Consider the following 26,721-nt stretch of genomic DNA (forward strand, 5'->3'; position numbering starts at 1 on the left):
CTGACTGCACTAACCGGATACAGCTTAACGTAGTCGCTTTTAACGATGAATTCTGAATTAACGCTCAGAGTTTTGCCCGACTCTCGTCTCGGTGTACCATCCTCTCAGACAAAACTCTCAACCTTAACCTGGAAATACCTATGACCGCTCGCGTGATTGCTCTGGATTTAGACGGTACCTTGCTGACCCCGAAAAAGACCTTGCTCCCCTCTTCCCTTGAGGCACTTTCGCGCGCCAGAAAAGCCGGGTATCAACTTATCATTGTCACGGGTCGCCATCACGTTGCTATTCATCCTTTTTATCAGGCACTGGCGCTGGATACACCTGCAATTTGCTGTAATGGCACCTATTTGTATGATTATCATGCAAAAAGCGTACTGGAAGCGGATCCATTACCAGTGAGTCAGGCACTGCAATTAATCGATATGCTTGATGAGCACCAAATCCACGGGCTGATGTACGTTGATGACGCCATGCTCTACGAGCGCCCTACCGGGCATGTGATTCGCACCACTAACTGGGCGCAAGCCCTGCCGCCGGAACAGCGCCCGACGTTTACTCAGGTGTCTTCGCTGACACAGGCCGCGCATGAGGTAAATGCCGTCTGGAAGTTCGCCCTCACGGACGAAAATATTCCTAAGTTGCAACAGTTTGCTCAACACGTCGGACAAACTCTGGGTCTGGAGTGCGAATGGTCATGGCACGATCAGGTTGATATTGCGCGTAAAGGCAACAGCAAAGGGAAACGCCTGACGCAGTGGGTTGAGGCCCAGGGAGGCTCAATGCAAGACGTAATTGCATTCGGCGATAACTTTAACGATATCAGCATGCTGGAAGCCGCGGGCACCGGCGTCGCCATGGGCAATGCCGAGGATGCGGTGAAAGCGCGGGCCAACGTTGTCATCGGCGACAACACCACCGACAGCATTGCGGCGTTTATCTATTCTCATCTGCTGTAATCAGGCGGTAATCGACACGCTCTTGATTTGCGCGTACAGCCACAGGCCAGGTTTGATACCCAATTCATCCCTGGCCCACGGGCTGATCCTCGCCCACAGGGTCCTGCCCCCAATCTCCAGTTGCACTTCAACCTGCCCTTTGTCGTCATAACACTGCGCCACTTTGGCGCGCAAAATATTGCGGATACTGGTTTGCTGCGGCGGTTGCAGTACCAGTGACACATCCGAGGCCTGAATGCGAATGCGCATCGCGGTTTGCAGCGGCTCATCAAGCTTGCTCACCCACAGATGCTGATCCCCAAGGGCCAGCGCCGTCATCGCATAATGCGGATGGTGTTCCAGCACGCTGACTTTCAGAATACTGCTCTGCTGTTCCTGCGGTAGCCACGGATGCATGACATTGCTCCCCCACACCTCCTCCAGCGCGCCAAAGGCTTTCACCTGACCGTTTTCCAGCACCATGACTTTATCTGCCAGGTGCAGGATCTCATCAAGGGAGTGGCTGACATACAGCATAGGAATATGAATTTCGCGGGCCAGGCGTTGCAGGTAAGGCAGCAGTTCACGCTTACGCGGAATATCCAGCGAGGCCAGCGGTTCATCCAGCAACAACAGTTCTGGCGCCGTCAGCAGCGCCCGACCGATGGCCACGCGTTGCTTCTCACCGCCCGAGAGGCTTCCCGGCAAACGATCCAGCAGAGGTTCAATCCCCAGCAAGGTCACCAGTTTATCAAACTGCCCGGCCATGCTTTTCGCCATACCGTAACGAAGATTGCCGCGCACTTTATAATGCGGGAAAAGGCGGGCGTCCTGGAAAACATACCCCACGCGCCGTTTTTCTGGGGTTAAACAGATGCCGTTTTCGACATCGTTCAGCACCCGACCGTTGAGCACAATGCGCCCGGTTTGCGGGCGCGTCAGGCCGCTGATGGCATTAATGAGCGACGTTTTTCCCGCGCCGGAAACGCCAAAAATCGCGGTGATCCCGCTGGCAGGCAACGTTTCGTTGAGCGTCAGACAGTGTGAACCTAATGTCTGGGAGAAATTGAGTTCCAGCATCGTTATCTCCCCGTCCGTTCACGGCTGATACGGGCCAGCCATTCCGACACTAACAGGGAAATCAGCGCCAGCACGATAGAAATCAAACACAGTCTCGCTGCCGCGCTTTCCCCTCCGGGTGTCTGGATCAGGGTATACATCGCGGAAGGAATGGTGCGCGTTTCACCGGGAATATTGGAAACAAAGGTAATGGTTGCGCCAAACTCGCCGAGCGAACGGGCAAACGCCAGCACCGTACCCACAATAATGCCCGGCAGGGTGAGCGGTAACGTAATGGTCAGGAACACGCGCCAACGGCCTGCGCCGAGCGTGCGTGCGGCCTGTTCCAGTTTGACATCCACCCCTTCCAGCGCCAGGCGAATGGCCCGCACCATCAACGGAAAAGACATGACGGCAGCCGCCAGCACCGCGCCGCGCCAGCTAAACGCAAAGGTAATGCCGAACACATCATACAACCACTGGCCGATAAATCCGCGTCGCCCCATCGCAACCAACAGGAGATAACCGACCACCACGGGCGGTAACACCAGCGGAAGGTGCAGTACGCTATCGAGCAGGGCTTTGCCTGGAAACGTGCACCGGACAAGTAACCAGGCAAAAAAGATCCCAAACGGCAGGCTAAACAGCACGGCCAGGGAAGAGACTTTCAGGCTAAGTAGAACCGCCTGCCATTCTGGATCGGTCAGTATCATTACTTCGTCGTAAATCCATAACGTTTAAAAATGTCAGAAGCCTGCGGTCCTTTCAGGTAGTCATAGAACGCGCTGACCGTTGCGTTTTTGTGTCCATCGACAATCGCGACCGGATATTCCACTTTTTTGTGCGAATCTTCCGGGAAGGTCGCCACCACTTTTACCCCTTTGCTGGCAACGGCATCAGAGCCATAAACGATGCCTAGCGGCGCTTCGTTACGTTCCACCAGCGCCAGCGCACCGCGAACATCTTCAGCGGGTGCCAGTTTCGGTGCCAGAGTATCCCATGCGCCCAGTTTTTGCAGCGCTTCTTTGGCGTAGATGCCGGCCGGAACGTGCTCCGGGTCGCCAACGGCCAGACGCCCGCCGTTCAGCAGTTGCGTCCAGTTAGTTTTGCTGTCGATAGTGAACGCTTTCTGCTCGCTTGTTTGCGGTGCGACAACCACCAGGCTGTTACCCAGCAGCGTTTGACGCGAACCGGTATCTATCGCTTTTTTATCCACCGCGTAATCCATCCATTTCTGATCGGCAGAGATAAACAGATCCGCAGGTGCGCCCGCTTCAATCTGGCGCGCCAGCGTTGACGAAGAAGCAAAAGAAGAGACGACGTCAACGTGCTTCTCTTTTTTGTACTGCGCTGCAATATCCTGCATCGCGTTGGTCAGTGACGCCGCCGCAAAGACAGTGATCTTCCCTTCATCCGCCAGCGTTTGTCCGGCAACCGTCAGAGATAATGTTGCCCCGGCAACCAGGCGTAACCATGTACGTGCCATTTGTAACTCCTTTTGAATATCGTTATGTAAACGTAAATATAACGACATTGCCAACATATTCCCAGCGGTTATTCACGCCCATGAGAGATGACACAAAGAAAATATCGGCAGGAAAAGCAGGATCTTGAGAAAACAAAAACGCCCGGCTGAGCGGGCGTTAGGGGAATCAATGGTTCTGTCTGGGCTGGTCTTTTTTACCAATACCGGAGAAAATGTTGAACACTTCTCCCAGGCCGTAGATCATCCCGAGGATGACTGCCATGACTACAGGTACCATGATTACGGCGAATAACAGGCTTTTCAATAACTCTAACATGGTCAACTCCAGATATAATCCTTCAGTTATTCTAACCTTATAAACAAGAAAAGCACTCCCCTTTTGTGCTATCGGCTTTGCGCGCCCGCCGTTTTCCGTCACAATAGTCCTTTTGCCAGGATCTTGTTATGCAAGCCGAAATCCTTCTCACCCTGAAACTTCAGCAAAAACTGTTTGCGGACCCACGACGCATTTCTCTGCTTAAGCACATTGCGCTTTCCGGCTCCATTAGTCAGGGAGCGAAAGATGCGGGCATCAGTTACAAAAGCGCCTGGGATGCCATTAACGAGATGAATCAACTCAGCGAGCAGACGCTCGTAGAGCGTGCAACCGGCGGTAAAGGCGGCGGTGGCGCGGTGTTGACACGCTACGGTCAACGACTGATCCAGCTTTACGATTTACTGGCGCAAATTCAGCAAAAAGCCTTCGATGTGCTGAGCGATGACGATGCTTTACCGCTCAACAGTCTGCTGGCGGCCATTTCCCGTTTTTCACTGCAAACCAGCGCCCGTAACCAGTGGTTTGGCACGATCACCTCGCGCGACCACGATCAGGTGCAGCAGCACGTCGACGTCCTGTTAGCCGACGGTGAAACGCGACTGAAAGTGGCGCTCACGGCTCAAAGCGGTGAACGTCTGGGTCTGAATGAAGGCAAAGAAGTGCTGATCCTCCTGAAGGCTCCCTGGGTGGGAATTACCCAGGACGACGCCATCGCGCAGGCTGCCGACAACCAACTTCAGGGCACCATCAGCCATATCGAACGTGGCGCTGAACAGTGCGAAGTGCTCATGACACTGCCGGATGGTCAGACTTTATGCGCTACATTGCCGGTTGAAGAAACGGTCAATCTAAAGGAAGGCGCTAACGTCACCGCGTATTTTAATGCTGACCGGGTGATTATCGCCACGTTGTGCTAAGCACATTGACATTGTTTCACGAAAGACGTATCCCTGTGGCTTATCGCTGCAAAAAATGGGATATAAAATGTCATCGTTGCATATTTCGCAAGGCACGTTTCGTCTGAGCGATACCAAAACGCTTCAACTGAACACGTTTACGTTGAATGCGGGTGATAGTTGGGCGTTTGTGGGCTCTAACGGCAGTGGAAAATCCGCGCTGGCGCGAGCACTGGCGGGTGAACTCCCTTTATTAAAAGGTGAACGCCAGTGCGGGTTTACGCGCAGAACTCGCCTCTCATTTGAACAGTTGCAACAACTGGTCAGCGATGAATGGCAGCGGAATAACACCGATCTGCTCAGCCCTGGCGAAGAGGATACCGGGCGCACGACGGCGGAAATTATCCAGGCTGAGGTCAAAAACCCTACCCGGTGCGCGGAGCTCGCAGCGCAGTTTGGCATCACCGGGTTACTCACCCGGCGTTTTAAATATCTTTCCACCGGCGAAACACGCAAAACTCTGCTCTGCCAGGCGCTGATGTCTGAGCCAGATCTGCTGATCCTCGACGAGCCGTTTGACGGGCTTGACGTGGCTTCCCGCCGCCAGTTAGCCGAGCTTCTCGCCACCCTGCACCAATCGGGTTATACGCTCGTGCTGGTCTTAAACCGTTTCGATGAGATCCCTGACTTTGTACAATTTGCTGGCGTCCTCGCTGACTGCACGCTAACGGAAACTGGCGAAAAATCCGCTCTGTTACAACAGGCGCTGATTGCCCAGCTCGCCCACAGCGAGCAACTGGCCGGCATGCAATTACCAGAACCCGATGTCCCCTCTGCACGCCACAGCCTGCCGGAGACAGAGGCGCGCATTGTGCTTAAAGACGCGGTCGTTTCTTACAACGATCGCCCGATCCTCAACCACCTGAGCTGGCAGGTCAATCCGGGCGAGCACTGGCAGATTGTCGGTCCTAACGGCGCAGGGAAATCGACGCTGCTCAGCCTGGTTACCGGCGATCACCCTCAGGGCTACAGCAACGACCTGACGCTGTTTGGGCGTCGTCGCGGCAGCGGTGAAACCCTGTGGGATATCAAAAAACACATTGGCTATGTCAGCAGCAGCCTGCACCTTGACTACCGTGTCAGTACCACGGTACGTAATGTGATCCTGTCGGGATTTTTTGACTCGATCGGCATCTATCAGGCCGTCTCGGACAGGCAGCGCAAGCTGGTGCAGCAATGGCTGGATATTCTTGGCATGGACAAACGCACCGCCGACGCGCCATTCCACAGCCTCTCCTGGGGACAACAGCGACTGGCGTTGATTGTACGTGCGCTGGTGAAACACCCCACTCTGTTGATCCTTGATGAGCCGCTCCAGGGGCTGGACCCGCTGAATCGTCAACTTGTCCGCCGCTTTGTCGATGTGCTAATCAGTGAAGGGGAAACTCAGTTGCTGTTTGTCTCGCACCATGCCGAAGACGCGCCAGACTGCATCACCCATCGCCTGGAGTTTGTACCGGAAGGCGACGGATATCTCTACCGGCAGACAGCGCGGCATTGATTTTCATCCGTGGGCGCGTCAATGCGCCCTTTTTTCGGACAAACACCGCAGCCGTTCCTTAATCCTATGATTTACAATGATGTAATTGCTCGCAGAACGTGAAGCCATCAAAATGTAAACGATTCCACTAATTTATTCCATGTCACACTTTTCGCAACTTTGTTATGCTATGTTTATTTCATACCATAGGCTTAACGGAGCGAATTATGAGAGTGTTGGTTACAGGTGGTAGCGGTTACATAGGAAGTCATACTTGTGTACAGTTGCTGAAAAACGGTCACGATGTCATCATCCTTGACAACCTCTGCAACAGTAAGCGCAGTGTATTGCCCGTTATTGAACGTTTAGGCGAAAAGCATCCAACTTTCGTTGAAGGCGATATCCGCAACGAAGCGCTGATGACCGAAATTCTGCACGATCACGCGATTGATACCGTGATTCACTTTGCCGGCCTGAAAGCCGTTGGCGAATCCGTCGCTAAACCGCTGGAATATTATGACAACAACGTTAACGGCACCCTGCGCCTGATCGGTGCCATGCGCGCTGCCGGTGTCAAAAACTTCATCTTCAGCTCCTCCGCCACCGTTTACGGCGACCAGCCAAAAATTCCGTATGTCGAAAGCTTCCCGACTGGTACGCCGCAAAGCCCGTACGGCAAAAGCAAACTGATGGTTGAACAGATCCTCACCGATCTGCAAAAAGCGCAACCGGACTGGAGCATCGCGCTGTTGCGTTACTTCAACCCGGTCGGCGCGCATCCGTCGGGCGATATGGGCGAAGATCCGCAGGGCATTCCGAATAACCTGATGCCCTACATCGCCCAGGTGGCGGTGGGTCGTCGCGACTCTCTCGCCATTTTTGGCAACGACTACCCGACCGAAGACGGCACCGGCGTGCGCGACTACATCCACGTGATGGATCTCGCTGACGGGCATGTCGCCGCAATGGAAAAACTGGCGGGCAAGCAAGGCGTACACATTTATAACCTTGGCGCAGGTGTCGGCAGCAGTGTGCTGGACGTCGTCAACGCCTTCAGCAAAGCCTGCGGTAAACCGGTGAACTACCATTTTGCCCCGCGTCGCGAAGGCGACCTTCCCGCCTACTGGGCGGATGCCAGCAAAGCAGACCGCGAATTGAACTGGCGCGTCACCCGTACGCTTGACGAAATGGCGCAAGATACCTGGCACTGGCAGTCACGCCATCCACAGGGATATCCAGATTAAGGAACAATCATGACGCAATTTAACCCTGTCGATCATCCACATCGCCGCTTTAACCCGCTCACCGGGCAATGGATTCTGGTTTCGCCGCACCGTGCGAAACGCCCCTGGCAAGGGGCGCAGGAAACACCGTCTAACGAACGCCTGCCTGCACACGATCCGGATTGTTTCCTGTGCGCGGGCAACACCCGTGTGACCGGTGATAAAAACCCCGATTACAGCGGCACCTACGTTTTTACGAACGACTTTGCCGCCTTAATGTCCGACACACCGGACGCGCCGGACAGCCACGATCCGCTGATGCGTTGCCAGAGCGCACGCGGCACCAGCAGGGTTATCTGTTTTTCGCCGGATCACAGCAAAACCCTCCCCGAATTGAGCGTTCCTGCGCTAGCGGAAATCGTGAAAACCTGGCAGGAACAAACGGCAGAACTGGGAAAAATGTATCCGTGGGTACAAGTTTTCGAGAACAAAGGCGCGGCAATGGGGTGTTCCAACCCGCACCCGCATGGCCAGGTTTGGGCTAACAGTTTCCTGCCCAACGAAGCCGAACGTGAAGATCGTTTGCAGAAAGCCTACTTCGCTGAGCAGGGTTCCCCGATGCTGGTGGATTATGTCCAGCGTGAACTGGCCGATGGCAGCCGCACTGTGGTGGAAACCGAGCACTGGTTGGCGGTCGTCCCCTACTGGGCAGCCTGGCCATTTGAAACATTGCTGCTGCCAAAAGCGCATGTACTGCGCATGACCGATCTGACCAATGACCAGCGCGACTCTCTGGCGCTGGCGTTGAAAAAACTGACCAGTCGTTATGACAACCTGTTCCAGTGCTCATTCCCCTACTCAATGGGTTGGCACGGCGCGCCATTTAACGGCGAAGAGAACGAACACTGGCAACTGCACGCACACTTTTATCCGCCGCTGCTGCGCTCTGCGACCGTCCGTAAATTTATGGTCGGTTACGAAATGCTGGCAGAGACCCAGCGTGATCTGACGGCAGAACAAGCAGCAGAGCGCCTGCGTGCGGTCAGCGACATCCATTTTCGCGAATCCGGAGTTTAAAAAATGAGTCTGAAAGAGAATACACAATCTCTGTTTGCAGAAATTTTTGGCTACCCTGCCACCCACACCATTCAGGCGCCTGGCCGCGTTAATCTGATCGGCGAACATACCGATTACAACGACGGTTTCGTGCTGCCCTGCGCTATCGACTATCAGACAGTAATTAGCTGCGCAACGCGCGACGATCGTAAAGTTCGTGTCATTGCTGTCGATTATGACAATCAGATTGACGAATTCTCCCTTGACGCCCCCATCGTCACCCACGACAGCCAGCAATGGTCAAACTACGTACGCGGTGTGGTAAAACACCTGCAAAAACGTCACGCGGGTTTTGGCGGCGCTGATTTGGTCATTAGCGGCAACGTGCCGCAAGGCGCGGGTTTAAGCTCTTCCGCCGCGCTGGAAGTGGCGGTCGGTACCGTGTTCCAGCAGCTTTATCATCTGCCGCTGGATGGCGCGCAAATCGCGCTCAACGGCCAGGAAGCAGAAAATCAGTTTGTTGGCTGTAACTGCGGTATTATGGATCAGTTGATCTCCGCGCTGGGCAAGAAAGACCATGCGTTGCTTATCGACTGCCGTTCACTGGCCACTAAAGCTGTATCGATGCCAAAAGGCGTGGCGATCGTTATCATCAACAGCAACTTTAAACGTACGCTGGTGGGTAGTGAATACAACACTCGCCGCGAACAGTGCGAAACAGGCGCACGCTTCTTCCAACAACCCGCTCTTCGCGATGTCAGCCTTGATGCCTTCAACGCGGTGGCCAGCAAGCTGGACCCGGTGGTGGCAAAACGCGTTCGTCACGTCCTGACTGAAAACGCGCGTACCGTTGAAGCGGCAAATGCGCTGGAGAACGGCGACCTGAAACGTATGGGTGAGTTGATGGCCGAATCTCACGCCTCTATGCGTGATGATTTTGAAATCACCGTACCGCAGATCGATACGCTGGTTGAGATCGTCAAAGCGACCATTGGCGAAAACGGCGGCGTGCGCATGACCGGCGGCGGCTTCGGCGGCTGCATCGTCGCGCTGATCCCAGAAGCGATGGTACCTGCCGTACAACACGCCGTGGCTGAGCAGTACGAAGCAAAAACCGGCATCAAAGAAACCTTCTACGTCTGCAAACCTTCACAAGGAGCCGGACAGTGCTAAATGAAACTCCCGCACTGGCCCCCGATGGTCAGCCATACCGCCTGTTAACCCTGCGCAACAGCGCAGGGATGGTGGTTACGCTGATGGACTGGGGAGCCACGCTTCTTTCCGCCCGGATCCCCCTGAGCGACGGCAGTGTTCGCGAAGCCTTGCTGGGCTGTTCCAGCCCGGAACAGTATCCCGAACAGTCAGCGTTTCTCGGCGCATCTATAGGTCGTTATGCTAACCGCATCGCCGATAGCCGCTACAGTTATGCGGGTGAAACGGTCAGCCTGCTGCCAAGTCAGGGTGAAAACCAACTGCATGGCGGCCCCGACGGTTTTGATAAACGTCGCTGGCAGGTCGTCAACCAAAATGATTGCCAGGTATTGTTCGCGTTGACGTCCGAAGATGGCGACCAGGGCTTCCCAGGGCGTCTGTGCGCCACCGCGCAATATCGACTGACCGAGGACAATCGCATTTCGGTAACCTATCGCGCGGCGGTGGATAAACCTTGCCCGGTCAATCTGACCAACCACGTTTATTTCAACCTGGATGGCGATGTGACCGATGTCCGCAATCATAAGCTGCAAATTCTGGCAGATAATTATCTGCCGGTTGATGAAGCGGGTATCCCGCGCGAAGGGCTGAAATCCGTTGTCGGCACTTCATTTGATTTCCGCCATGCGAAAACGATCGCCAGCGCGTTTCTTGCTGATGACGATCAACGCAAAGTGAAGGGATATGACCACGCATTTTTGTTGCAGGCCAGGGGCGATGCCCGTACTCCTTGCGCACATCTGTGGTCACAGGATGAAAAGTTGCAGATGAAGGTGTACACCTCGGCACCGGCACTGCAATTTTATTCCGGTAACTATCTGGGCGGGACACCTTCCCGTGGCCCGGACGCCTATGCCGACTGGCAAGGTCTGGCGCTGGAAAGTGAATTCCTGCCGGACAGCCCAAACCATCCCCAATGGCCGCAGCCAGACTGTATTCTTCGCCCGGGCGAAGAATATGTGAGCCTGACCGAATATCAGTTTATTCCTGCCTGATTAAGCGCCCTCCGAACGGAGGGCGGTTTTATCTCCATCCTGCTCAATTCCCCATCATTCGAAGACAAAATCGCAACCATGAGTTCACAAGAACCTTACACTGCGTCACTATTTTCGCTATGGTTATGCGTAAGGATTGCCGCAGATTCGTCACGGCAATATAATGAGAATTATTATCATTAGATGAAGATTGAGGAGTAAGCATATGGCTGTAACTAAGCTGGTTCTGGTACGTCATGGTGAAAGTCAGTGGAACAACGAAAACCGCTTCACCGGCTGGTACGATGTTGATCTGTCTGAGAAAGGCGTGGGCGAAGCAAAAGCGGCAGGTAAACTGCTGAAAGAAGAAGGCTATAGCTTTGATTTTGCTTATACCTCTGTGCTGAAACGTGCCATCCACACCCTGTGGAACGTACTGGACGAACTGGATCAGGCCTGGCTGCCGGTAGAAAAATCCTGGAAACTGAACGAGCGTCACTACGGCGCGCTGCAGGGTCTGAACAAAGCCGAAACCGCAGAGAAATACGGTGATGAGCAGGTGAAACAGTGGCGTCGTGGCTTTGCGGTTACACCGCCAGAGCTGACCAAAGACGATGAGCGCTTCCCGGGCCACGATCCGCGTTATGCCAAACTGACTGACAAAGAGCTGCCGGTGACAGAAAGCCTGGCGCTGACCATTGATCGTGTCATCCCTTACTGGAATGAATCCATTCTGCCGCGCATGAAAAGCGGTGAGCGCGTCATTATCGCCGCTCACGGTAACTCCCTGCGCGCGCTGGTGAAATACCTGGATAATATGGGTGAAGATGAAATTCTTGAACTGAATATCCCAACCGGCGTACCGCTGGTGTATGAGTTCGATGAAAACTTCAAGCCAATCAAACATTACTATCTGGGTAATGCTGACGAAATCGCTGCAAAAGCGGCTGCCGTAGCGAACCAGGGCAAAGCGAAGTAATCCATCTCATCAGCCGGGTAGCCATTCGTCATCAATCGGCTACCCGGTGCTATATTTTTATATATCCCGAAAAGATGGCACAAAAAAAGCCAACTGCAAGAGTCGGCTCTGGAACTGGAGCAGGTAAGGTGATTTATCCGCGGCGCGCTTTAACCGCGTTTGACAACTTACGCAGCAGCGAGTCGGTGTCTTCCCAACCAATACAGGCATCGGTAATGCTTTTACCGTAGGTCAGCGGTTCACCGCCTTCCAGGTTTTGATTACCTTCGACCAGATGGCTCTCCACCATCACGCCAATAATCGCCTTTTCTCCACCGGCAATTTGCTGGCAGACATCCGCGCAGACATCCATCTGCTTTTTGAACTGCTTGCTGGAATTGGCGTGGCTAAAATCGATCATCACCTGTGAAGGCAGCCCTGCTTTCCCAAGCCCCTCTTTCACGGCAGCGACGTGCTGCGCGCTGTAGTTCGGTTCTTTCCCGCCACGCAAAATGATATGGCAGTCGCCATTTCCGCTGGTATTCACAATCGCGGAGTGACCCCATTTAGTGACGGAAAGGAAACAGTGCGGTGCCCCTGCGGCGTTGATAGCGTCAATGGCGACCTTGATCGTGCCATCGGTGCCATTTTTGAATCCTACCGGGCAGGAAAGCCCTGAAGCCAGTTCACGGTGAACCTGAGATTCGGTGGTACGCGCCCCAATGGCGCCCCAGCTCATCAGGTCGGCAAGGTATTGTGGGGTGATCATGTCAAGGAACTCACCGGCAGCCGGTAAACCGCTATCATTGATATCCAGCAATAACTTACGCGCGATACGCAGACCATCGTTGATCTGGAAGCTGTTATCCATGTGCGGATCGTTGATCAACCCCTTCCAGCCCACGGTGGTGCGTGGTTTTTCAAAATAAACGCGCATGACGATCTCAAGATCGTCTTTTAATTCTTCACGCAGCGTCAGCAGGCGAGCCGCATACTCTTTGGCCGCCGCCGGATCATGAATTGAACACGGTCCAATCACGACCAGCAGGCGATCGTCATTGCCTTTCAGAATTTTATGAATCGCTTTACGGGCATGCGCTACCGTGTTGGCAGCGTTTTCAGTAGCGGGGAATTTTTCCAGGAGTGCGACCGGCGGTAATAACTCGTTGATCTCTTTAATGCGTAAATCGTCGTTCTGATAATTCATGATTATTCCAGCGTTGCCATACTTATATAAATGAATGCAATCCCTCCAATCTATATCTTCATCCCGAAAGTGTAAACTGGGTTTTACAGTTTGCATGGATTAATCCTGAAATCAGTTGAAAAACGCCATAAAGTAGCGATAAACGAGATCCAGGCTACAATTTTCAACTTCAATTGCTCTTATTAAAATTATTTCCCAGATTCTATGCTGTGCTAAATCGCCTTACCGCAGTCGTTAACGCCCACTTCTCAACGCCTGCAGATTCCCGCAAAACCTGAAATTTAGCTGATATCGGGAGAGTACAAGCTCTCCTTTTTATTTTATCAGTCAAAAATCCGTATGATGTCATACAGTAATGATGAGAATAACAAAGGGATGACACTATGGCGCACTCACATACTCATACTTCACCTCACCTGCCGGAAGATAACAATGCCCGTCGGTTGCTGTTCGCATTTTGTGTCACCGCCGGATTTATGTTGGTTGAGGTGGTAGGCGGAATAATCTCCGGCTCGCTGGCTCTGTTGGCGGATGCAGGCCACATGCTCACCGACGCCGCCGCCCTGCTCTTTGCCCTACTGGCCGTACAGTTTTCCCGGCGACCGCCCACGATCCGCCATACCTTTGGCTGGCTAAGACTCACGACACTGGCTGCGTTTGTAAATGCCATCGCGCTGGTAGTGATCACCATTTTGATCGTCTGGGAGGCCATTGAACGTTTCTATACACCGCGACCCGTTGCAGGCGGCATGATGATGGTTATCGCCGTCGCCGGACTGATGGCCAATGTGCTCTCATTCTGGATACTGCACCGCGGCAGTGAAGAAAAAAACCTCAACGTCAGGGCCGCAGCCTTGCATGTGATGGGGGACTTACTGGGGTCAGTCGGGGCAATCATTGCTGCGCTGATTATCATCTGGACGGGCTGGACGCCTGCCGACCCGATCCTCTCGATTCTGGTTTCCCTGCTGGTGCTAAGAAGCGCATGGCGTTTGTTAAAAGATAGCGTCAATGAACTCTTGGAAGGTGCGCCGGTTTCACTGGATATTGCCGCATTACAGCGTCATCTCAGCAGGGATATCCCGGAAGTACGTAATGTGCATCATGTGCATGTCTGGATGGTCGGTGAAAAACCGGTGATGACGATGCATGTGCAGGTGATCCCACCGCACGATCATGATGCCTTGCTGGCGCGCATCCAGCATTTTCTGATCCATCATTACCAGATTGAACACGCCACCATACAGTTAGAGTATCAACCCTGTAACGGTCCGGATTGCCATCTGAACCAGAGGCAATCCGGGCCTATACATCACCACCATTAATGGGAAAGCGCGCGTGAGCCGCGTTTGCGCGCGCTGTTGATCCACATCCGACTGCCATTCAGGGCAATGAACGTCAGGATCAGGTATTCCAGCGACATCGCGTAAACGCCTTGTAGCGCGAAGATCACCACGCTGATGACGTTGATGACCACCCACAGTAGCCAGTTTTCAACGTATTTGCGCGTCATCAGGATCATCGCCACAATCGACAGTACCATCATGCAGGAATCCCAGAAGGGGAAGGCGTCAGGCTGAAGCTCAGGCGCGGTGACCTGCAACCCCAGCGCCTGCATAATATTCACAGCAATTTTTGTCAGGAAGGCAAATACCGGGTCGATGAATGCCGTCATGAAACCAATGGCTACCACGCAGACAGCCAGCCAACTCAGCGCTTTTGGCAACGGCAGCCAGCGAATTTTCAGTTCCGTTTCATGTTGGCTGGTTTGCCGGGACCAGGCATACCAGCCGTAGATATTGGCGGCAAAGAAAAAGACCTGTAACAGCAGGCTGGCATAGAGTTGGATCTGAAAGAAAATAATGGCGAATAACGTAACGTTAATCAGACCAAAGAAGTAATTGCTGATCTTCTCCAGACTCGCCAGTCCGATACACAATAAACCGGCGACAGTCCCCACAGCCTCAATCCACGACAGAGCGTACCCTCCCGCGCCGATTGGGATATGAACCAGAATGTTCTGCGTGCTAAAAAAATCCATCTTTTCCCCCAGAGCAAAACGCCATGATTAAGCTCGTAGTGTAGCCGCAAATTCCAGCATGCGGTTTAACGGCAATAAAGCCCCTTCTCGCAGCGTTTCATCAACATGGATTTCATGGGACGCTCCGCCTTGTTCCAGGCCTTCAGCAATCGCTTTAAGGCCGTTCATCGCCATCCAGGGACAATGCGCGCAACTACGACAGGTCGCACCTTCTCCCGCCGTCGGCGCTTCGAGCAACTCTTTCTCAGGAACCGCCTGTTGCATTTTGTAGAAAATACCCCGGTCGGTCGCCACAATCAGTTGCTGGTGCGGCAACGTTTTCGCCGCATTGATGAGCTGACTGGTTGACCCCACCGCATCGGCCATATCAACGATCGACTGAGGTGACTCAGGATGTACCAGCACGGCGGCATTGGGATAAAGCCCTTTCATGCGGGTTAAGGCCTGGGTTTTAAACTCATCGTGTACAATGCAGGCGCCCTGCCAACATAGCACATCAGCACCGGTCTTTTTCTGTACGTAGTTACCCAGATGGCGATCCGGAGCCCAGATGATTTTTTCACCTAAACTATCAAGATGTTCAATAAGTTCAACGGCGATGCTGGACGTCACCACCCAGTCAGCCCGCGCTTTTACCGCGGCTGACGTGTTGGCATAGACCACCACGGTGCGTTCCGGATGGGCATCACAAAAAGCGCTGAATGCGTCGATCGGACATCCCAAATCCAGCGAACATTCCGCCTGCAGGGTCGGCATCAGGATTGTTTTTTCCGGGCTGAGGATTTTGGCGGTTTCCCCCATAAACCGCACCCCTGCAACCAGCAGGGTTGACGCCGAATGTTTCGCGCCAAAGCGCGCCATCTCAAGCGAATCCGAAATACAGCCGCCGGTTTCTTCGGCCAGTTGCTGGATTTCCGGGTCGGTGTAATAGTGGGCAACCATTACAGCATCCCGCTCTTTCAGCAGACGTTTGATTTTCTCACGGTAGTAGTGTTTTTCATCCGCGCTCAGTGGTGCTGGCTTCGGTGGAAACGGATAAATTGCGGCTTCTGGATCAAACATCACGCTCATCATGCTTTCTCGTTTTACTGGCTTAACGAAATTGTCGGTTATTAGCGCGCTAAGCGCATTAATAAGACATGGGTGTTTTGTATGCTAAACAAGATAGCCGAAACAGTGGGAAAAGTCGTGGGGATTTTGGGCATGAGTGTATGTATTGAGTGTCGAATGGCGTTGGTGCTTACCCGGTCAACAAAGACAGAACGAGTGTGGATCTGAGAAGCGAAGCGCTATCAGACAATTACCCAAATTGCAGATAGCAAAAAGGCACCGCCAGCGCCCTCTTTTACATTGGTGGGTCGTGCAGGATGACTCGCTTCACTCGCCCTTCGGACCGTCGCCGCAAACGGCTCCGTTGTCTCACTGCGTTCGACCCAAACCTGCAGCAGGTTCGAATCATTAAGTTCTGCGCATAGCAAAAAGGCGCCTTTAGGGCGCCTTTTTACATTGGTGGGTCGTGCAGGATTCGAACCTGCGACCAATTGATTAAAAGTCAACTGCTCTACCAACTGAGCTAACGACCCCTTGCGGGATTTACTACTTTAATCATTCAGGATGGTGGGTCGTGCAGGATTCGAACCTGCGACCAATTGATTAAAAGTCAACTGCTCTACCAACTGAGCTAACGACCCATACGGGTGTTACCTGAAAGATTTTACTCGGTACCAATTTAAAATTGGTGGGTCGTGCAGGATTCGAACCTGCGACCAATTGATTAAAAGTCAACTGCTCTACCAACTGAGCTAACGACCCGAGTGGTGGGTGATGACGGGATCGAACCGCCGACCCCCTCCTTGTAAGGGAGGTGCTCTCCCAGCTGAGCTAATCACCCGATACTACGCTGGATACTGCTTTAAGTGGTGGGTCGTGCAGGATTCGAACCTGCGACCAATTGATTAAAAGTCAACTGCTCTACCAACTGAGCTAACGACCCACTTTTGCGTTGCTTTTGGTTTGTTTGATATCCCGTGGCAACGGCGGCATATATTACTGATTTCAGATTTCAGCGCAACAAAAATTTCGATATAGATCACTCAACTGCTTATGAATCACACGACACGACCAGAAATAATGCGATTTCTGGTCGCATGGTGTGCATTACATCGCGCTGAGACGTTTTTGCGCTTGTTTCGCGCCATCAGTACCAGGGTATTTACTGATGACCTGCTGGTAAACGGCTTTAGCTTTTTCTGTATCGCCTTTGTCCTGCATGATGACGCCGACTTTGAACATCGCATCAGCAGCCTTCGGTGACTTCGGATAGTTTTTCACTACCGAAGCAAAATAGAACGCTGCATCATCTTTTTTACCCTTGTTGTAATTCAACTGCCCCAGCCAGTAATTGGCATTCGGCTGGTACGTTGAGTCCGGGTATTGTTTGACGAAGTTCTGAAACGCCACAATCGCGTCGTCCTGACGGGATTTATCATGTACCAGGGCAATTGCCGCGTTGTAATCCGTATTCGCGTCTCCGCTTGAAGCGGGCACGCCTGACGTTGCTGCTCCAGCATCAGGAACAGGTGCTGGCGTAGTTGTTGCCGCACCACTTTGATCGCCAGCTGCAGGCTGCGCTGCTGCGTTACCGCTACTCAGACTGTCTATCTGCAACAGGATCTGTTTCTGACGTTCAACAACCTGATTCAGTTGATACTGGCTTTCCTGAATTTGACCACGCAGGGAATCAATATCAGTCTGATTATCGGAAAGTTGCTGCTGGAGTTGGGTTAAAAGCTGGCTATGAGCATTAGAAATACGCTCGAGTTGAGTGACGCGGTCTTCGACCGAGCCAGAGCCGACACTACTGATTGGCGCCTGAGCAAAAGCGGCCCAGGGGGCCGCTATGCCAACCAGTAACGACAGACTCAACAGGTGATGTCTGAAGTTACTGTTCATGTCATTCTCTTAGTAAACCAGTACGGCACGACGGTTTTTGGAGTAAGCCGCTTCGTCATGACCCAGTACTGCAGGTTTTTCTTTACCGTAAGAAACGATGGAGATCTGGTCAGCAGAAACGCCTTTACCCTGCAGGTACATTTTAACAGCGTTAGCACGACGTTCGCCCAGGGAGATGTTGTACTCAGGAGTACCACGTTCGTCCGCGTGACCTTCTACGGTGACTTTATAAGACGGGTTGCTACGCAGGAAGTTTGCGTGCGCATCCAGCATTGCAGCGAAATCAGAACGGATATCGTACTTGTCCAGATCGAAGTAAACGATGTTGTTCTGCTGCAGCTGTTGCATCTGCAGACGCGCTTGCTCTTCGGAGGACATGTTGCCGCTGCCATTAGCATCCATACCAGTGCCAGCACCCATCATGCCTTCGCTGCCGTCATTGCTGGCGTTCTTGTTAGAAGAACATGCCGCGATTGCCATAACAGGCAGAGCGATCATCAGCCCCTTCAGCACTTTGTTCAGTTGCATTTCAATGATTCCTTTATTAATCAATTATTTATTATCACAGATACGGCGACCAGGCAGGGAATTTAACCTGACCATCAGTTGCCGGAAGACGCGCCTTGAAACGCCCATCTGTAGAAACCAAATTCAGCACGGATCCCATCCCCTGAGAAGAGCTGTAGATTACCATAGTGCCGTTAGGTGCCAGACTTGGCGTTTCATCCAGGAACGTTGACGACAGAACTTGTACGCCACCCGTTACCAGATCTTGTTTGGCAATGTGTTGTTGCCCACTATTTGAGCTTACCATTACCATAAATTTACCGTCGCTGCTCACATCAGAATCCTGGTTTTGCGATCCTTCCCAGGTAATACGTTGCGGAGCACCGCCGTTGACATTGACTTTATACACCTGTGGACGACCAGCCTGGTCAGAGGTAAATGCCAGATTCTGGCTGTCCGGGAACCAGGTCGGTTCAGTGTTGTTGCTACGACCATCCGTCACCTGGCGGATCTGGCCAGAACCAATGTCCATCACATACAGGTTCAGACTACCGGTTTTAGACAAGGCAAACGCCAGTTTGCTGCCGTCCGGAGAGAATGCCGGCGCACCGTTGTGACGCGGGAAAGAAGCAACCTGACGAACCGCACCGTTAGACAACGTCTGGATGACCAGCGCAGAACGACCGCTTTCAAAGGTAACGTATGCCAGTTTAGAACCGTCCGGAGACCATGCCGGAGACATCAGCGGCTGCGGGGAACGGTGAACCACGAACTGGTTATAGCCATCGTAGTCAGACACACGCAATTCATACGGGAACTGACCGCCATTGGTCTGAACCACATAAGCGATACGGGTACGGAATGCGCCCTTAATACCGGTCAGTTTTTCGAACACTTCGTCACTTGCAGTATGACCCGCATAACGCAGCCACTGCTTGTTCACTTTGTAAGAGTTCTGCGCCAGAACGGTACCCGGTGCACCACCAGTGTCAACCAACTGATACGCAACATTGTAGGAACCGTCCGGATTCGGCGTTACCTGGCCGACCACGACTGCGTCAATGCCCAAAGCAGACCAAGCCGCAGGCTGAACTTCCTGAGCGGTACCCGGCTGCTGAGGCAGGCGAGAACGGTCTAGCGGATTAAATTTACCGCTGTTGCGCAGGTCAGCACCCACGATACCACCGATATCTTCAGGGGCTGCGCCCGGCCCCGCCCACTGGAATGGCACAACGCCAATTGGGCGCGCCGAGTCCACCCCCTGGGTGATCTCGATACGTACTTCTGCGTGCAGCACGGCTGCCCACAGCATCAGAAAACCAAATGCTACTCGTAATGCCTGCTTCATCATATCTCCCTTATCCAGGCGGAAAGCCCACGATAATTTAGCAGAATGTTAACAAACTCAAATACACAAAACTACCAGAACCCAGCGACTACCGCAGTTTGTTTTTTCCCGTCACGACCGGGAAAACCTGGCTTACGGTTTAAAGTCCAGAGGTGCGTTTTTAAACACTTCATATACCGCCTGGCTCGGTGGTTTTGGAATCTTCGCCTGTCTGGCTGCTGCAAGCGCTGCCTGACAAAGCGCGGGATCGCCACCTTCAGATTGAATATCCAGTAACATACCGTCGGAAGCCAGCTTTATGCGCAACGTACAGGTTTTCCCTGTATAGGACGAGGCGTCATAAAACTTACTCTCAATGGCAGATTTAATCTGCCCGGCATAGTTGCTGATATCCGCACCTGATGCGCCATTATTTTTAGTATTACCACTCCCCGCAGGGGAAGCATTGCTGCCTTTCGCCCCACCGCCGGATTTCGGTGCATTCTTACCAGAGCTTAAATCGCCCAGCAGATCGTCGACACCAGAAGCGGCAGCGGCTTTTTCAGCCGCCGCTTTTTTAGCTGCAGCGGCCTTATCTGCAGCAGCTTTCTTATCGGCAGCCGCTTTTTTATCTGCAGCAGCCTTCTCAGCGGCGGCTTTTTTGTCCGCAGCAGCTTTTTCTGCAGCCGCTTTCTTATCGGCTGCGGCTTTTTCAGCTGCGGCAGCTTTCGCAGCAGCGGCTTTTTCAGCTTTCTCAGCGGCGGCCTTCTCTGCTGCCGCTTGCTTCTCGGCTTCTGCCTGTGCTTTTTTCGCAGCCTCAGCGGCAGCCTTAGCAGCCATCACCTCAGCGGCTTTCTTCGCATCAGCAGCGGCTTTTGCGGCTTCAGCCTCCGCTTTTTTCTGTGCGTCTGCGGCCGCTTTCTTCGCGGCTTCAGCAGCTTGTTTCGCCTGAGCATCCGCTTTGGCCTTCGCGTCTGCAGCGGCTTTCGCCGCCGCTTCCTCTGCCAGCTTCTGTTGCTCCTGCGCTTTTGCCGCTGCAGCTTCAGCCTGTTTTTGTTGCTCCGTCTGCTCGCGCACTTTTTCCTGCGCAGCTAAACGTTCTTTCTCAAGTTGTTTCAAACGCTCTTGTTCAGCAGCCTGTTTCTCACGAAGTTCCTCGGCTTGCTGCTGCGCTTGTTTTTCACGCTGTTGCTCAGCACGCTTCGCACTCGCCTGTTGCTGCTGCTTACGGTCGTACTGCTGAACAATAGCGCCAGGATCAACCATGACGGCGTCAATGGAAGATCCACCGCCGCCCCCTGCTGATGCCTCAATGTGCTCATCGAACGAACTCCAGATCAGTACCGCAAATAAAATGACATGCAGCACCGCTGAAATAATTATCGCCCGTTTGAGCTTGTCGTTTTGTTCGGTTGCCTTTGACACTCTCGGTTCCCAAAAAACTGTTCGTCTGTTACTCGCTATATTGCAAGCCAGAGGGACGCAGACTTCAGATTGGCTGCGTCATCAAGCCAACCGACTTCACGCCCGCACTGTGTAACAAGTTCAGCGCTTTAATTATTTCATCGTAAGGCACATCTTTCGCGCCCCCGATTAAGAAGACCGTTTTCGGATTGGACTCCAGGCGGCTTTTCGCCTCGGCAATAACCTGTTCTGGCGGTAACTGATCCATACGATCTTTTTCAACCACCACGCTGTATTGCCCAATACCGGAAACTTCAATAATGACCGGAGGTTCGTCATTGCTGCTCACGGCCTGCGACTCGGTCGCATCCGGCAGATCGACTTCCACACTCTGGGTAATGATGGGCGCTGTTGCCATAAAGATCAGCAGCAGCACCAGCAGAACGTCGAGCAACGGTACAATATTGATTTCGGACTTAAGTTCTCGACGACCTCGTCCACGCGTTCTGGCCATGGCTTACCCCTTGTTGCTCTCGCTACTGGTAAACGCCTGGCGGTGCAGGATCGCGGTGAACTCTTCCATAAAGTTGTCGTAATTCAGTTCCAGCTTGTTCACGCGCTGATTCAGGCGGTTGTAAGCCATAACGGCTGGAATAGCAGCGAACAGACCGATTGCCGTTGCAATCAATGCTTCCGCGATACCTGGCGCAACCATCTGCAGGGTGGCCTGTTTTACCGCTCCCAACGCGATAAATGCGTGCATAATCCCCCAGACCGTACCAAACAGACCGATATACGGACTGATGGAGCCCACCGTACCGAGGAAGGGAATATGCGTTTCTAATGTTTCCAATTCACGGTTCATCGAGATACGCATCGCACGGGATGCACCCTCAACCACCGCTTCTGGTGCATGATTGTTCGCCCGATGCAGGCGCACAAACTCTTTGAACCCGCTGTAGAAGATTTGCTCCGAACCGGCCAGGTTTTCACGGCGCCCCTGACTTTCCTGATACAGGCGAGACAGTTCGATTCCGGACCAAAATTTATCTTCGAACGCTTCAGCTTCACGCGCAGCTGCGTTAAGAATACGAGTTCGCTGGATAATAATAGCCCAGGATGCGATCGAAAAACCAATCAAAATCAACATGATAAGTTTAACCAGAAGGCTTGCCTTCAGGAACAAATCAAGGATATTCATGTCAGTCACTGCTTAAACTCCGCGACAATAGACTTGGGAAGCGCACGAGGCTTCATTTTGAGTGGATCAACGCAAACAATCAGAACTTCTGCTTCATTCAGCACGGTGTTCTCTGCGTTGACAATGCGTTGCGTGAATACCAAAGAGGTGCCACGCATTGACGTAATTTCTGTTTGGATTTCGAGCATATCGTCTAGTCGCGCTGGCGCAAAATATTCCAGTGTCATTTTGCGTACCACAAAGGCGACTCGTTCAGCCAGCAACACCTGCTGGCTGAAGTGATGATGGCGCAACATCTCTGTGCGTGCTCTTTCATAAAAAGCGACGTAACTGGCGTGATAAACCACACCACCGGCATCGGTGTCTTCATAGTAGACACGAACCGGCCATCGAAATATATACTTGTTCATTCCTGCCGCCTCTTTGTTGGCTTCGTCCACTCACACCTGCCACTTACTCCTGTAAGCTCCAGGTGATTCGCGCACTTGCCTCCGCGATGCCGCGAGAATGCTGTTGTATATAGCGTTGTCTTCACTTTACATCCCGGTAATGCAACAAAAGTTAGAGATTTTAAACGTTGCTACTATACGCGCGCTGATGAGGCTTGGGAATGGGGGGAAGTTAAGGGAGAGTAAAAAATTATGGGCTTATGCAAGCCCATAAATATTTAAGGATGTTTCTTATTCAAAGGAAGAAGAAAAACAGGCCAGTGATAAGCACGATATCGGCAATCAATGGAGAGAAAAGCCCCTGCCAGTGAACCGCACGGGGACGAAATCCCACACCGTGAATCACACCTGCACAGACCGCCCACATCAACAGAAAACCATGCCAGATTTCCAGCTCGCTGGTTTTTGCTGCGAAGCGTGATGGGTCCCAGAATATGCAGCCAGCCAACACGATTGCCAGCACAAAGGAAAGCGCCCGCAAGGGGCGCTTATCCATTACCGCATATAACATCGCGATAATGTTGGTCATCAGCTTTCTTCTTGTCCGGCTTTGCCTGATTCAACGTGCTCAAGCGCCAGCGCTGTAATTATCCCAAATGCACAGGCAAGAAGCGTTCCCAAAATCCATGCGAAATACCACATTTTAAGCTCCTTACTTAGTACAGAGAGTGGGTATTGCTTTCAATATCTTCTTTGGTGATGCGGCCGAACATCTTCCAGTAACACCAGCCGGTGTACAGCAGGATGATCGGTACAAACACCGCCGCAACCCAGGTCATCAGGTTCAATGTACGCTGGCTGGAGGTGGCATCCCACATCGTCAGACTTGCGTTCATCATGGTGCTGGATGGCATCACAAACGGGAACATCGCGATACCGGCAGTCAGGATGATGCAAGCCAACGTCAGTGAGGAGAAGACGAACGCCCAGGCCCCTTTCTCCATACGAGACGTCAGGATGGTCAACAGTGGCAGAACGACGCCCAGCGCCGGAACCAGCCACAGGATAGGTGCATTGTTAAAGTTCACCATCCATGCGCCCGCTTCACGAGCGACCTCTTTGGTCAGCGGGTTAGAGGCGGCATGGTGATCCAGTGCGGAGGTCACAACATAACCGTCAATACCGTAAATCACCCACACACCCGCCAGAGCGAAGCAGACCAGTGTCACCAGAGCCGCAACCTGCGAAGTCAAACGTGCACGCAGATGAAGTTCACCCACGGTACGCATCTGCAGATAGGTCGCGCCCTGAGTGATGATCATCCCCACACTTACGACACCCGCCAGCAGACCAAACGGATTCAGCAGCTGGAAGAAGTTACCGGTGTAGTACAAACGCATGTAGTCGTCTACGTGGAACGGAACCCCTTGCAGCAGGTTGCCGAACGCCACGCCAATCACCAGCGGTGGAACGAAGCTACCAATAAAGATGCCCCAGTCCCACATGTTGCGCCAGCGCATATCTTCAATCTTGGAGCGGTAATCAAAACCGACCGGACGGAAGAACAAGGACGCCAGTACCAGGATCATCGCCACATAAAAACCGGAGAACGCAGCGGCATACACCATCGGCCATGCCGCGAACAATGCGCCACCCGCGGTGATCAACCAAACCTGGTTACCGTCCCAGTGCGGGGCGATGGAGTTAATCATAATTCGACGCTCGGTATCATTACGACCGAGGAATCGGGTGAGCATGCCCACCCCCATGTCGAAGCCATCAGTGACCGCAAAACCAATCAGCAGAATGCCAACCAGCAGCCACCAGATAAAACGCAATACTTCATAATCGATCATTTGACGACTCCTGTCTTAGCGTGCCGGCTGAGAAGTCACAGTGGACTGCTCGTAGTGATAACGACCGGTTTTCAGGCTGCTCGGACCACGGCGTGCGAACTTAAACATCAGGTACAGTTCAGCCACCAGGAACAGGGTGTACAGGCCGCAAATCAACAGCATCGAGAAGATGAGGTCGCCGGCAGTCAGCGAAGAATTCGCCACTGCTGTCGGTAACACTTCACCGATTGCCCACGGTTGACGACCATACTCTGCGACGAACCAACCGGACTCAATGGCAATCCACGGCAGAGGAATCGCATACAGCGCTGTGCGCAGCAGCCATTTTTTCTCGCCGATACGGTTACGAATGACAGTCCAGAAGGACACCGCGATAATCGCCAGCATCAGAATGCCGCACGCCACCATGATACGGAAAGCGAAGTACAGCGGCGCAACGCGAGGAATTGAATCTTTCGTTGCCTGCTGAATCTGCGATTCGGTCGCATCGGTGACCTTATCCGTATAGCGTTTCAGCAGAAGACCGTATCCCAGGTCTTTCTTCATGCTGTTGAACTGGTCGCGAACGGCCTGATCGGTTGAGCCAGCACGCAGTTCTTCCAGCAGTTGATACGCCTTCATCCCGTTACGGATACGCTCTTCGTGCTGCACCATCAGGTCTTTCAGACCAATGACCTGCGTATCAACAGAGCGGGTGGCAATGATGCCCAGCGCATAAGGAATTTGAATCGCAAAACGGTTTTCCTGCGCATCCTGGTCCGGAATACCGAACAGCGTAAAGGATGCCGGTGCAGGCTGGGTTTCCCATTCAGCTTCAATGGCGGCAAGTTTGGTTTTCTGCACGTCGCCCATTTCGTAACCGGATTCATCACCCAGAACGATAACAGAGAGAATGGCAGCCATACCGAAGCTGGCAGCGATGGCAAAAGAGCGTTTAGCGAACGCGAAGTCACGACCACGCAGCATGTAGTAGGAGCTGATACCCAGAACGAACATCGCGCCACACACATAACCAGATGCGACAGTGTGAACGAATTTCACCTGTGCAACCGGGTTAAGCACCAGTTCAGAGAAGCTCAGCATCTCCATGCGCATGGTTTCAAAGTTGAAATCCGCTGCAATTGGGTTCTGCATCCAGCCGTTAGCGACCAGGATCCACAACGCGGAAAGGTTTGAACCCAGAGCCACCAACCAGGTGACACACATATGCTGGACTTTACCCAGACGGTCCCAACCAAAGAAGAACAGACCTACAAAGGTAGATTCGAGGAAGAAGGCCATCAGACCTTCGATCGCCAGCGGCGCACCGAAGATATCCCCTACATAGTGAGAATAGTAAGACCAGTTAGTCCCGAACTGGAACTCCATGGTCAGACCGGTTGCCACACCCAGAGCGAAGTTGATCCCAAACAACTTGCCCCAGAACTTGGTCATATCTTTATAAATCTGTTTGCCGGAAAGGACGTAGACCGTTTCCATAATGGCCAGCAAAAACGCCATACCGAGCGTCAGTGGCACAAACAGGAAGTGGTACATCGCGGTCAAGGCAAACTGTAAGCGCGACAGTTCGACTATATCTAACATCATGACTCCTTGCTCATCGCATGAAGACTCCGAGAGTGAACCCCGTTAGAAAGGGTCACACGTATGCCCCAATACAAATTTATTTGCTCGCTTTCTTCGTTACTGTTTTGTCGTGAGATGAAACAGCAACGATGAAAGGTTACAAACATGTTAATAAAAAACTCAAATTGATCCCGCAATTATATTACGCCGCAAAATCCTTACAATAAACAGGTTTTTATTGAGTTAGATTTACGTTTTTCGACAGTGATCAATTTATAGCGAAGTTATCACTTTTTCACCAATTTGATCGCGAACAATTTATCGTGTTTTAAGGTGCTTTTCCAAGGATTAAACTTTGATTTATATCAAAATCCATAAAATCAGTTAACAATGTGTACTACCAGTAACTTCAGTGAAGTTAATGTTGCGGATATGTACTTAAATTGAAACGAATGATTACCACATGAACTCATACGCATAAAAAAACTGTATTTTTATTAACGTATCATTGGAGTTCGCCCGTTCCCCGACTTAACTTTTTAGCGTAGCCAATTGATGGTTATTTTCCATAACGGAAATCCATCACAAAAAAACAATCACAATAATTTCACTT

General features: G+C 52.5%; 27 protein-coding genes and 5 tRNA genes. 9 read left to right on the forward strand and 23 right to left on the reverse strand.

The window, feature by feature from the left end; all coding sequences use genetic code 11:
• The first annotated feature begins 140 nt into the window (after positions 1–140).
• Positions 141–959, forward strand: coding sequence for a pyridoxal phosphatase (locus tag NNO04_RS05780; protein ID WP_271443871.1), 819 nt, complete (start codon positions 141–143; stop codon positions 957–959).
• On the opposite strand, the gene modC is transcribed toward NNO04_RS05780, so the two are convergent.
• The 4 genes from modC to NNO04_RS05800 form a co-directional block, all read right to left on the reverse strand.
• Positions 960–2,018, reverse strand: coding sequence for a molybdenum ABC transporter ATP-binding protein ModC (gene modC, locus NNO04_RS05785; protein WP_271443872.1), 1,059 nt, complete (start codon positions 2,016–2,018; stop codon positions 960–962). It abuts the gene before it with no gap.
• 2 nt (positions 2,019–2,020) lie between these two features.
• On the reverse strand, positions 2,021–2,710 hold the full coding sequence (modB, locus tag NNO04_RS05790; protein WP_192611625.1) for a molybdate ABC transporter permease subunit: 690 nt from the start codon (positions 2,708–2,710) through the stop codon (positions 2,021–2,023).
• Positions 2,710–3,483: a molybdate ABC transporter substrate-binding protein gene (gene modA / locus NNO04_RS05795; protein ID WP_271443873.1), complete on the reverse strand. Its 774-nt coding sequence runs from the start codon at positions 3,481–3,483 to the stop codon at positions 2,710–2,712. The genes modB and modA overlap by 1 nt, the downstream gene beginning before the upstream one ends.
• Before the next feature lie 166 nt (positions 3,484–3,649).
• Entirely contained in the window at positions 3,650–3,799 is a 150-nt protein-coding gene (locus NNO04_RS05800; protein WP_271443874.1) for an AcrZ family multidrug efflux pump-associated protein, read from the reverse strand.
• Positions 3,800–3,927: 128 nt separating this feature from the next.
• Between NNO04_RS05800 and modE the strand changes: the two genes are divergently transcribed.
• The 7 genes from modE (at position 3,928) to gpmA (ending at position 11,679) form a co-directional block, all read left to right on the forward strand.
• On the forward strand, positions 3,928–4,716 hold the full coding sequence (modE, locus tag NNO04_RS05805; RefSeq protein WP_271443875.1) for a molybdenum-dependent transcriptional regulator: 789 nt from the start codon (positions 3,928–3,930) through the stop codon (positions 4,714–4,716).
• Between the two features lie 67 nt (positions 4,717–4,783).
• Positions 4,784–6,256, forward strand: a complete 1,473-nt coding sequence (gene modF / locus NNO04_RS05810; protein WP_271443876.1) for a molybdate ABC transporter ATP-binding protein ModF — start codon at positions 4,784–4,786, stop codon at positions 6,254–6,256.
• A 206-nt stretch (positions 6,257–6,462) separates the two neighbouring features.
• On the forward strand, positions 6,463–7,479 hold the full coding sequence (gene galE, locus NNO04_RS05815; RefSeq protein WP_271443877.1) for a UDP-glucose 4-epimerase GalE: 1,017 nt from the start codon (positions 6,463–6,465) through the stop codon (positions 7,477–7,479).
• A gap of 9 nt (positions 7,480–7,488) precedes the next feature.
• The gene (gene galT, locus NNO04_RS05820; protein ID WP_271443878.1) at positions 7,489–8,535 is read left to right on the forward strand and encodes a galactose-1-phosphate uridylyltransferase; all 1,047 of its coding nucleotides are present in this window, start codon (positions 7,489–7,491) and stop codon (positions 8,533–8,535) included.
• A 3-nt stretch (positions 8,536–8,538) separates the two neighbouring features.
• On the forward strand, positions 8,539–9,687 hold the full coding sequence (galK, locus tag NNO04_RS05825; RefSeq protein ID WP_271443879.1) for a galactokinase: 1,149 nt from the start codon (positions 8,539–8,541) through the stop codon (positions 9,685–9,687).
• On the forward strand, positions 9,681–10,721 hold the full coding sequence (gene galM / locus NNO04_RS05830; protein ID WP_271443880.1) for a galactose-1-epimerase: 1,041 nt from the start codon (positions 9,681–9,683) through the stop codon (positions 10,719–10,721). Before galK ends, galM begins: the two co-directional genes overlap by 7 nt.
• 205 nt (positions 10,722–10,926) lie before the next feature.
• Positions 10,927–11,679, forward strand: a complete 753-nt coding sequence (gpmA, locus tag NNO04_RS05835) for a 2,3-diphosphoglycerate-dependent phosphoglycerate mutase (RefSeq protein WP_162383415.1) — start codon at positions 10,927–10,929, stop codon at positions 11,677–11,679.
• A 133-nt stretch (positions 11,680–11,812) separates the two neighbouring features.
• On the opposite strand, the gene aroG is transcribed toward gpmA, so the two are convergent.
• Positions 11,813–12,865 (reverse strand): 3-deoxy-7-phosphoheptulonate synthase AroG, encoded by a 1,053-nt coding sequence (gene aroG / locus NNO04_RS05840; protein WP_271443881.1) that lies wholly within the window; start codon positions 12,863–12,865, stop codon positions 11,813–11,815.
• A gap of 383 nt (positions 12,866–13,248) precedes the next feature.
• Here aroG and zitB point away from each other — a divergent pair, with 383 nt between their 5' ends.
• Positions 13,249–14,190, forward strand: a complete 942-nt coding sequence (zitB, locus tag NNO04_RS05845; RefSeq protein WP_271443882.1) for a CDF family zinc transporter ZitB — start codon at positions 13,249–13,251, stop codon at positions 14,188–14,190.
• Here the strand turns inward: zitB and pnuC are convergent.
• The 18 genes from pnuC to cydA form a co-directional block, all read right to left on the reverse strand.
• A complete protein-coding gene (gene pnuC, locus NNO04_RS05850; protein WP_271443883.1) occupies positions 14,187–14,906 on the reverse strand; it encodes a nicotinamide riboside transporter PnuC in 720 nt (239 codons plus the stop codon). The two genes, zitB and pnuC, sit on opposite strands and share 4 nt — an antisense overlap.
• A 27-nt stretch (positions 14,907–14,933) precedes the next feature.
• A complete protein-coding gene (nadA, locus tag NNO04_RS05855) occupies positions 14,934–15,977 on the reverse strand; it encodes a quinolinate synthase NadA (RefSeq protein ID WP_271443889.1) in 1,044 nt (347 codons plus the stop codon).
• 436 nt (positions 15,978–16,413) lie between these two features.
• Positions 16,414–16,489, reverse strand: a tRNA-Lys gene (locus NNO04_RS05865).
• 32 nt (positions 16,490–16,521) lie between these two features.
• Positions 16,522–16,597, reverse strand: a tRNA-Lys gene (locus NNO04_RS05870).
• 45 nt (positions 16,598–16,642) lie between these two features.
• Positions 16,643–16,718 (reverse strand) — tRNA-Lys (locus tag NNO04_RS05875).
• A gap of 3 nt (positions 16,719–16,721) precedes the next feature.
• Positions 16,722–16,797, reverse strand: a tRNA-Val gene (locus NNO04_RS05880).
• A gap of 26 nt (positions 16,798–16,823) precedes the next feature.
• Positions 16,824–16,899 (reverse strand) — tRNA-Lys (locus NNO04_RS05885).
• A 164-nt stretch (positions 16,900–17,063) separates the two neighbouring features.
• Positions 17,064–17,858 (reverse strand): cell division protein CpoB, encoded by a 795-nt coding sequence (gene cpoB, locus NNO04_RS05890; RefSeq protein ID WP_271443884.1) that lies wholly within the window; start codon positions 17,856–17,858, stop codon positions 17,064–17,066.
• A 9-nt stretch (positions 17,859–17,867) separates the two neighbouring features.
• Positions 17,868–18,386, reverse strand: a complete 519-nt coding sequence (gene pal, locus NNO04_RS05895) for a peptidoglycan-associated lipoprotein Pal (protein WP_162383422.1) — start codon at positions 18,384–18,386, stop codon at positions 17,868–17,870.
• Between the two features lie 34 nt (positions 18,387–18,420).
• On the reverse strand, positions 18,421–19,713 hold the full coding sequence (gene tolB, locus NNO04_RS05900; protein WP_162383429.1) for a Tol-Pal system beta propeller repeat protein TolB: 1,293 nt from the start codon (positions 19,711–19,713) through the stop codon (positions 18,421–18,423).
• A 132-nt stretch (positions 19,714–19,845) separates the two neighbouring features.
• Positions 19,846–21,117: a cell envelope integrity protein TolA gene (gene tolA, locus NNO04_RS05905; RefSeq protein WP_271443885.1), complete on the reverse strand. Its 1,272-nt coding sequence runs from the start codon at positions 21,115–21,117 to the stop codon at positions 19,846–19,848.
• Between the two features lie 64 nt (positions 21,118–21,181).
• Complete coding sequence (gene tolR, locus NNO04_RS05910) at positions 21,182–21,610, reverse strand: colicin uptake protein TolR (protein ID WP_192611607.1); 429 nt, start codon at positions 21,608–21,610, stop codon at positions 21,182–21,184.
• Between the two features lie 3 nt (positions 21,611–21,613).
• Positions 21,614–22,306, reverse strand: a complete 693-nt coding sequence (tolQ, locus tag NNO04_RS05915; protein ID WP_271443886.1) for a Tol-Pal system protein TolQ — start codon at positions 22,304–22,306, stop codon at positions 21,614–21,616.
• The gene (gene ybgC / locus NNO04_RS05920) at positions 22,303–22,707 is read right to left on the reverse strand and encodes a tol-pal system-associated acyl-CoA thioesterase (protein WP_192611606.1); all 405 of its coding nucleotides are present in this window, start codon (positions 22,705–22,707) and stop codon (positions 22,303–22,305) included. The genes tolQ and ybgC overlap by 4 nt, the downstream gene beginning before the upstream one ends.
• 274 nt (positions 22,708–22,981) lie before the next feature.
• Entirely contained in the window at positions 22,982–23,275 is a 294-nt protein-coding gene (gene ybgE, locus NNO04_RS05925) for a cyd operon protein YbgE (RefSeq protein ID WP_271443887.1), read from the reverse strand.
• On the reverse strand, positions 23,275–23,388 hold the full coding sequence (gene cydX, locus NNO04_RS05930; protein WP_061381940.1) for a cytochrome bd-I oxidase subunit CydX: 114 nt from the start codon (positions 23,386–23,388) through the stop codon (positions 23,275–23,277). The genes ybgE and cydX overlap by 1 nt, the downstream gene beginning before the upstream one ends.
• Before the next feature lie 14 nt (positions 23,389–23,402).
• Positions 23,403–24,542: a cytochrome d ubiquinol oxidase subunit II gene (gene cydB / locus NNO04_RS05935; RefSeq protein ID WP_271443888.1), complete on the reverse strand. Its 1,140-nt coding sequence runs from the start codon at positions 24,540–24,542 to the stop codon at positions 23,403–23,405.
• 15 nt (positions 24,543–24,557) lie between these two features.
• Complete coding sequence (gene cydA / locus NNO04_RS05940) at positions 24,558–26,126, reverse strand: cytochrome ubiquinol oxidase subunit I (protein WP_271443890.1); 1,569 nt, start codon at positions 26,124–26,126, stop codon at positions 24,558–24,560.
• Positions 26,127–26,721: the final 595 nt, after the last annotated feature.

It is taken from the genome of Citrobacter sp. Awk 4, assembly GCF_028069725.1.
Taxonomy (GTDB): Bacteria; Pseudomonadota; Gammaproteobacteria; order Enterobacterales; family Enterobacteriaceae; genus Citrobacter_D.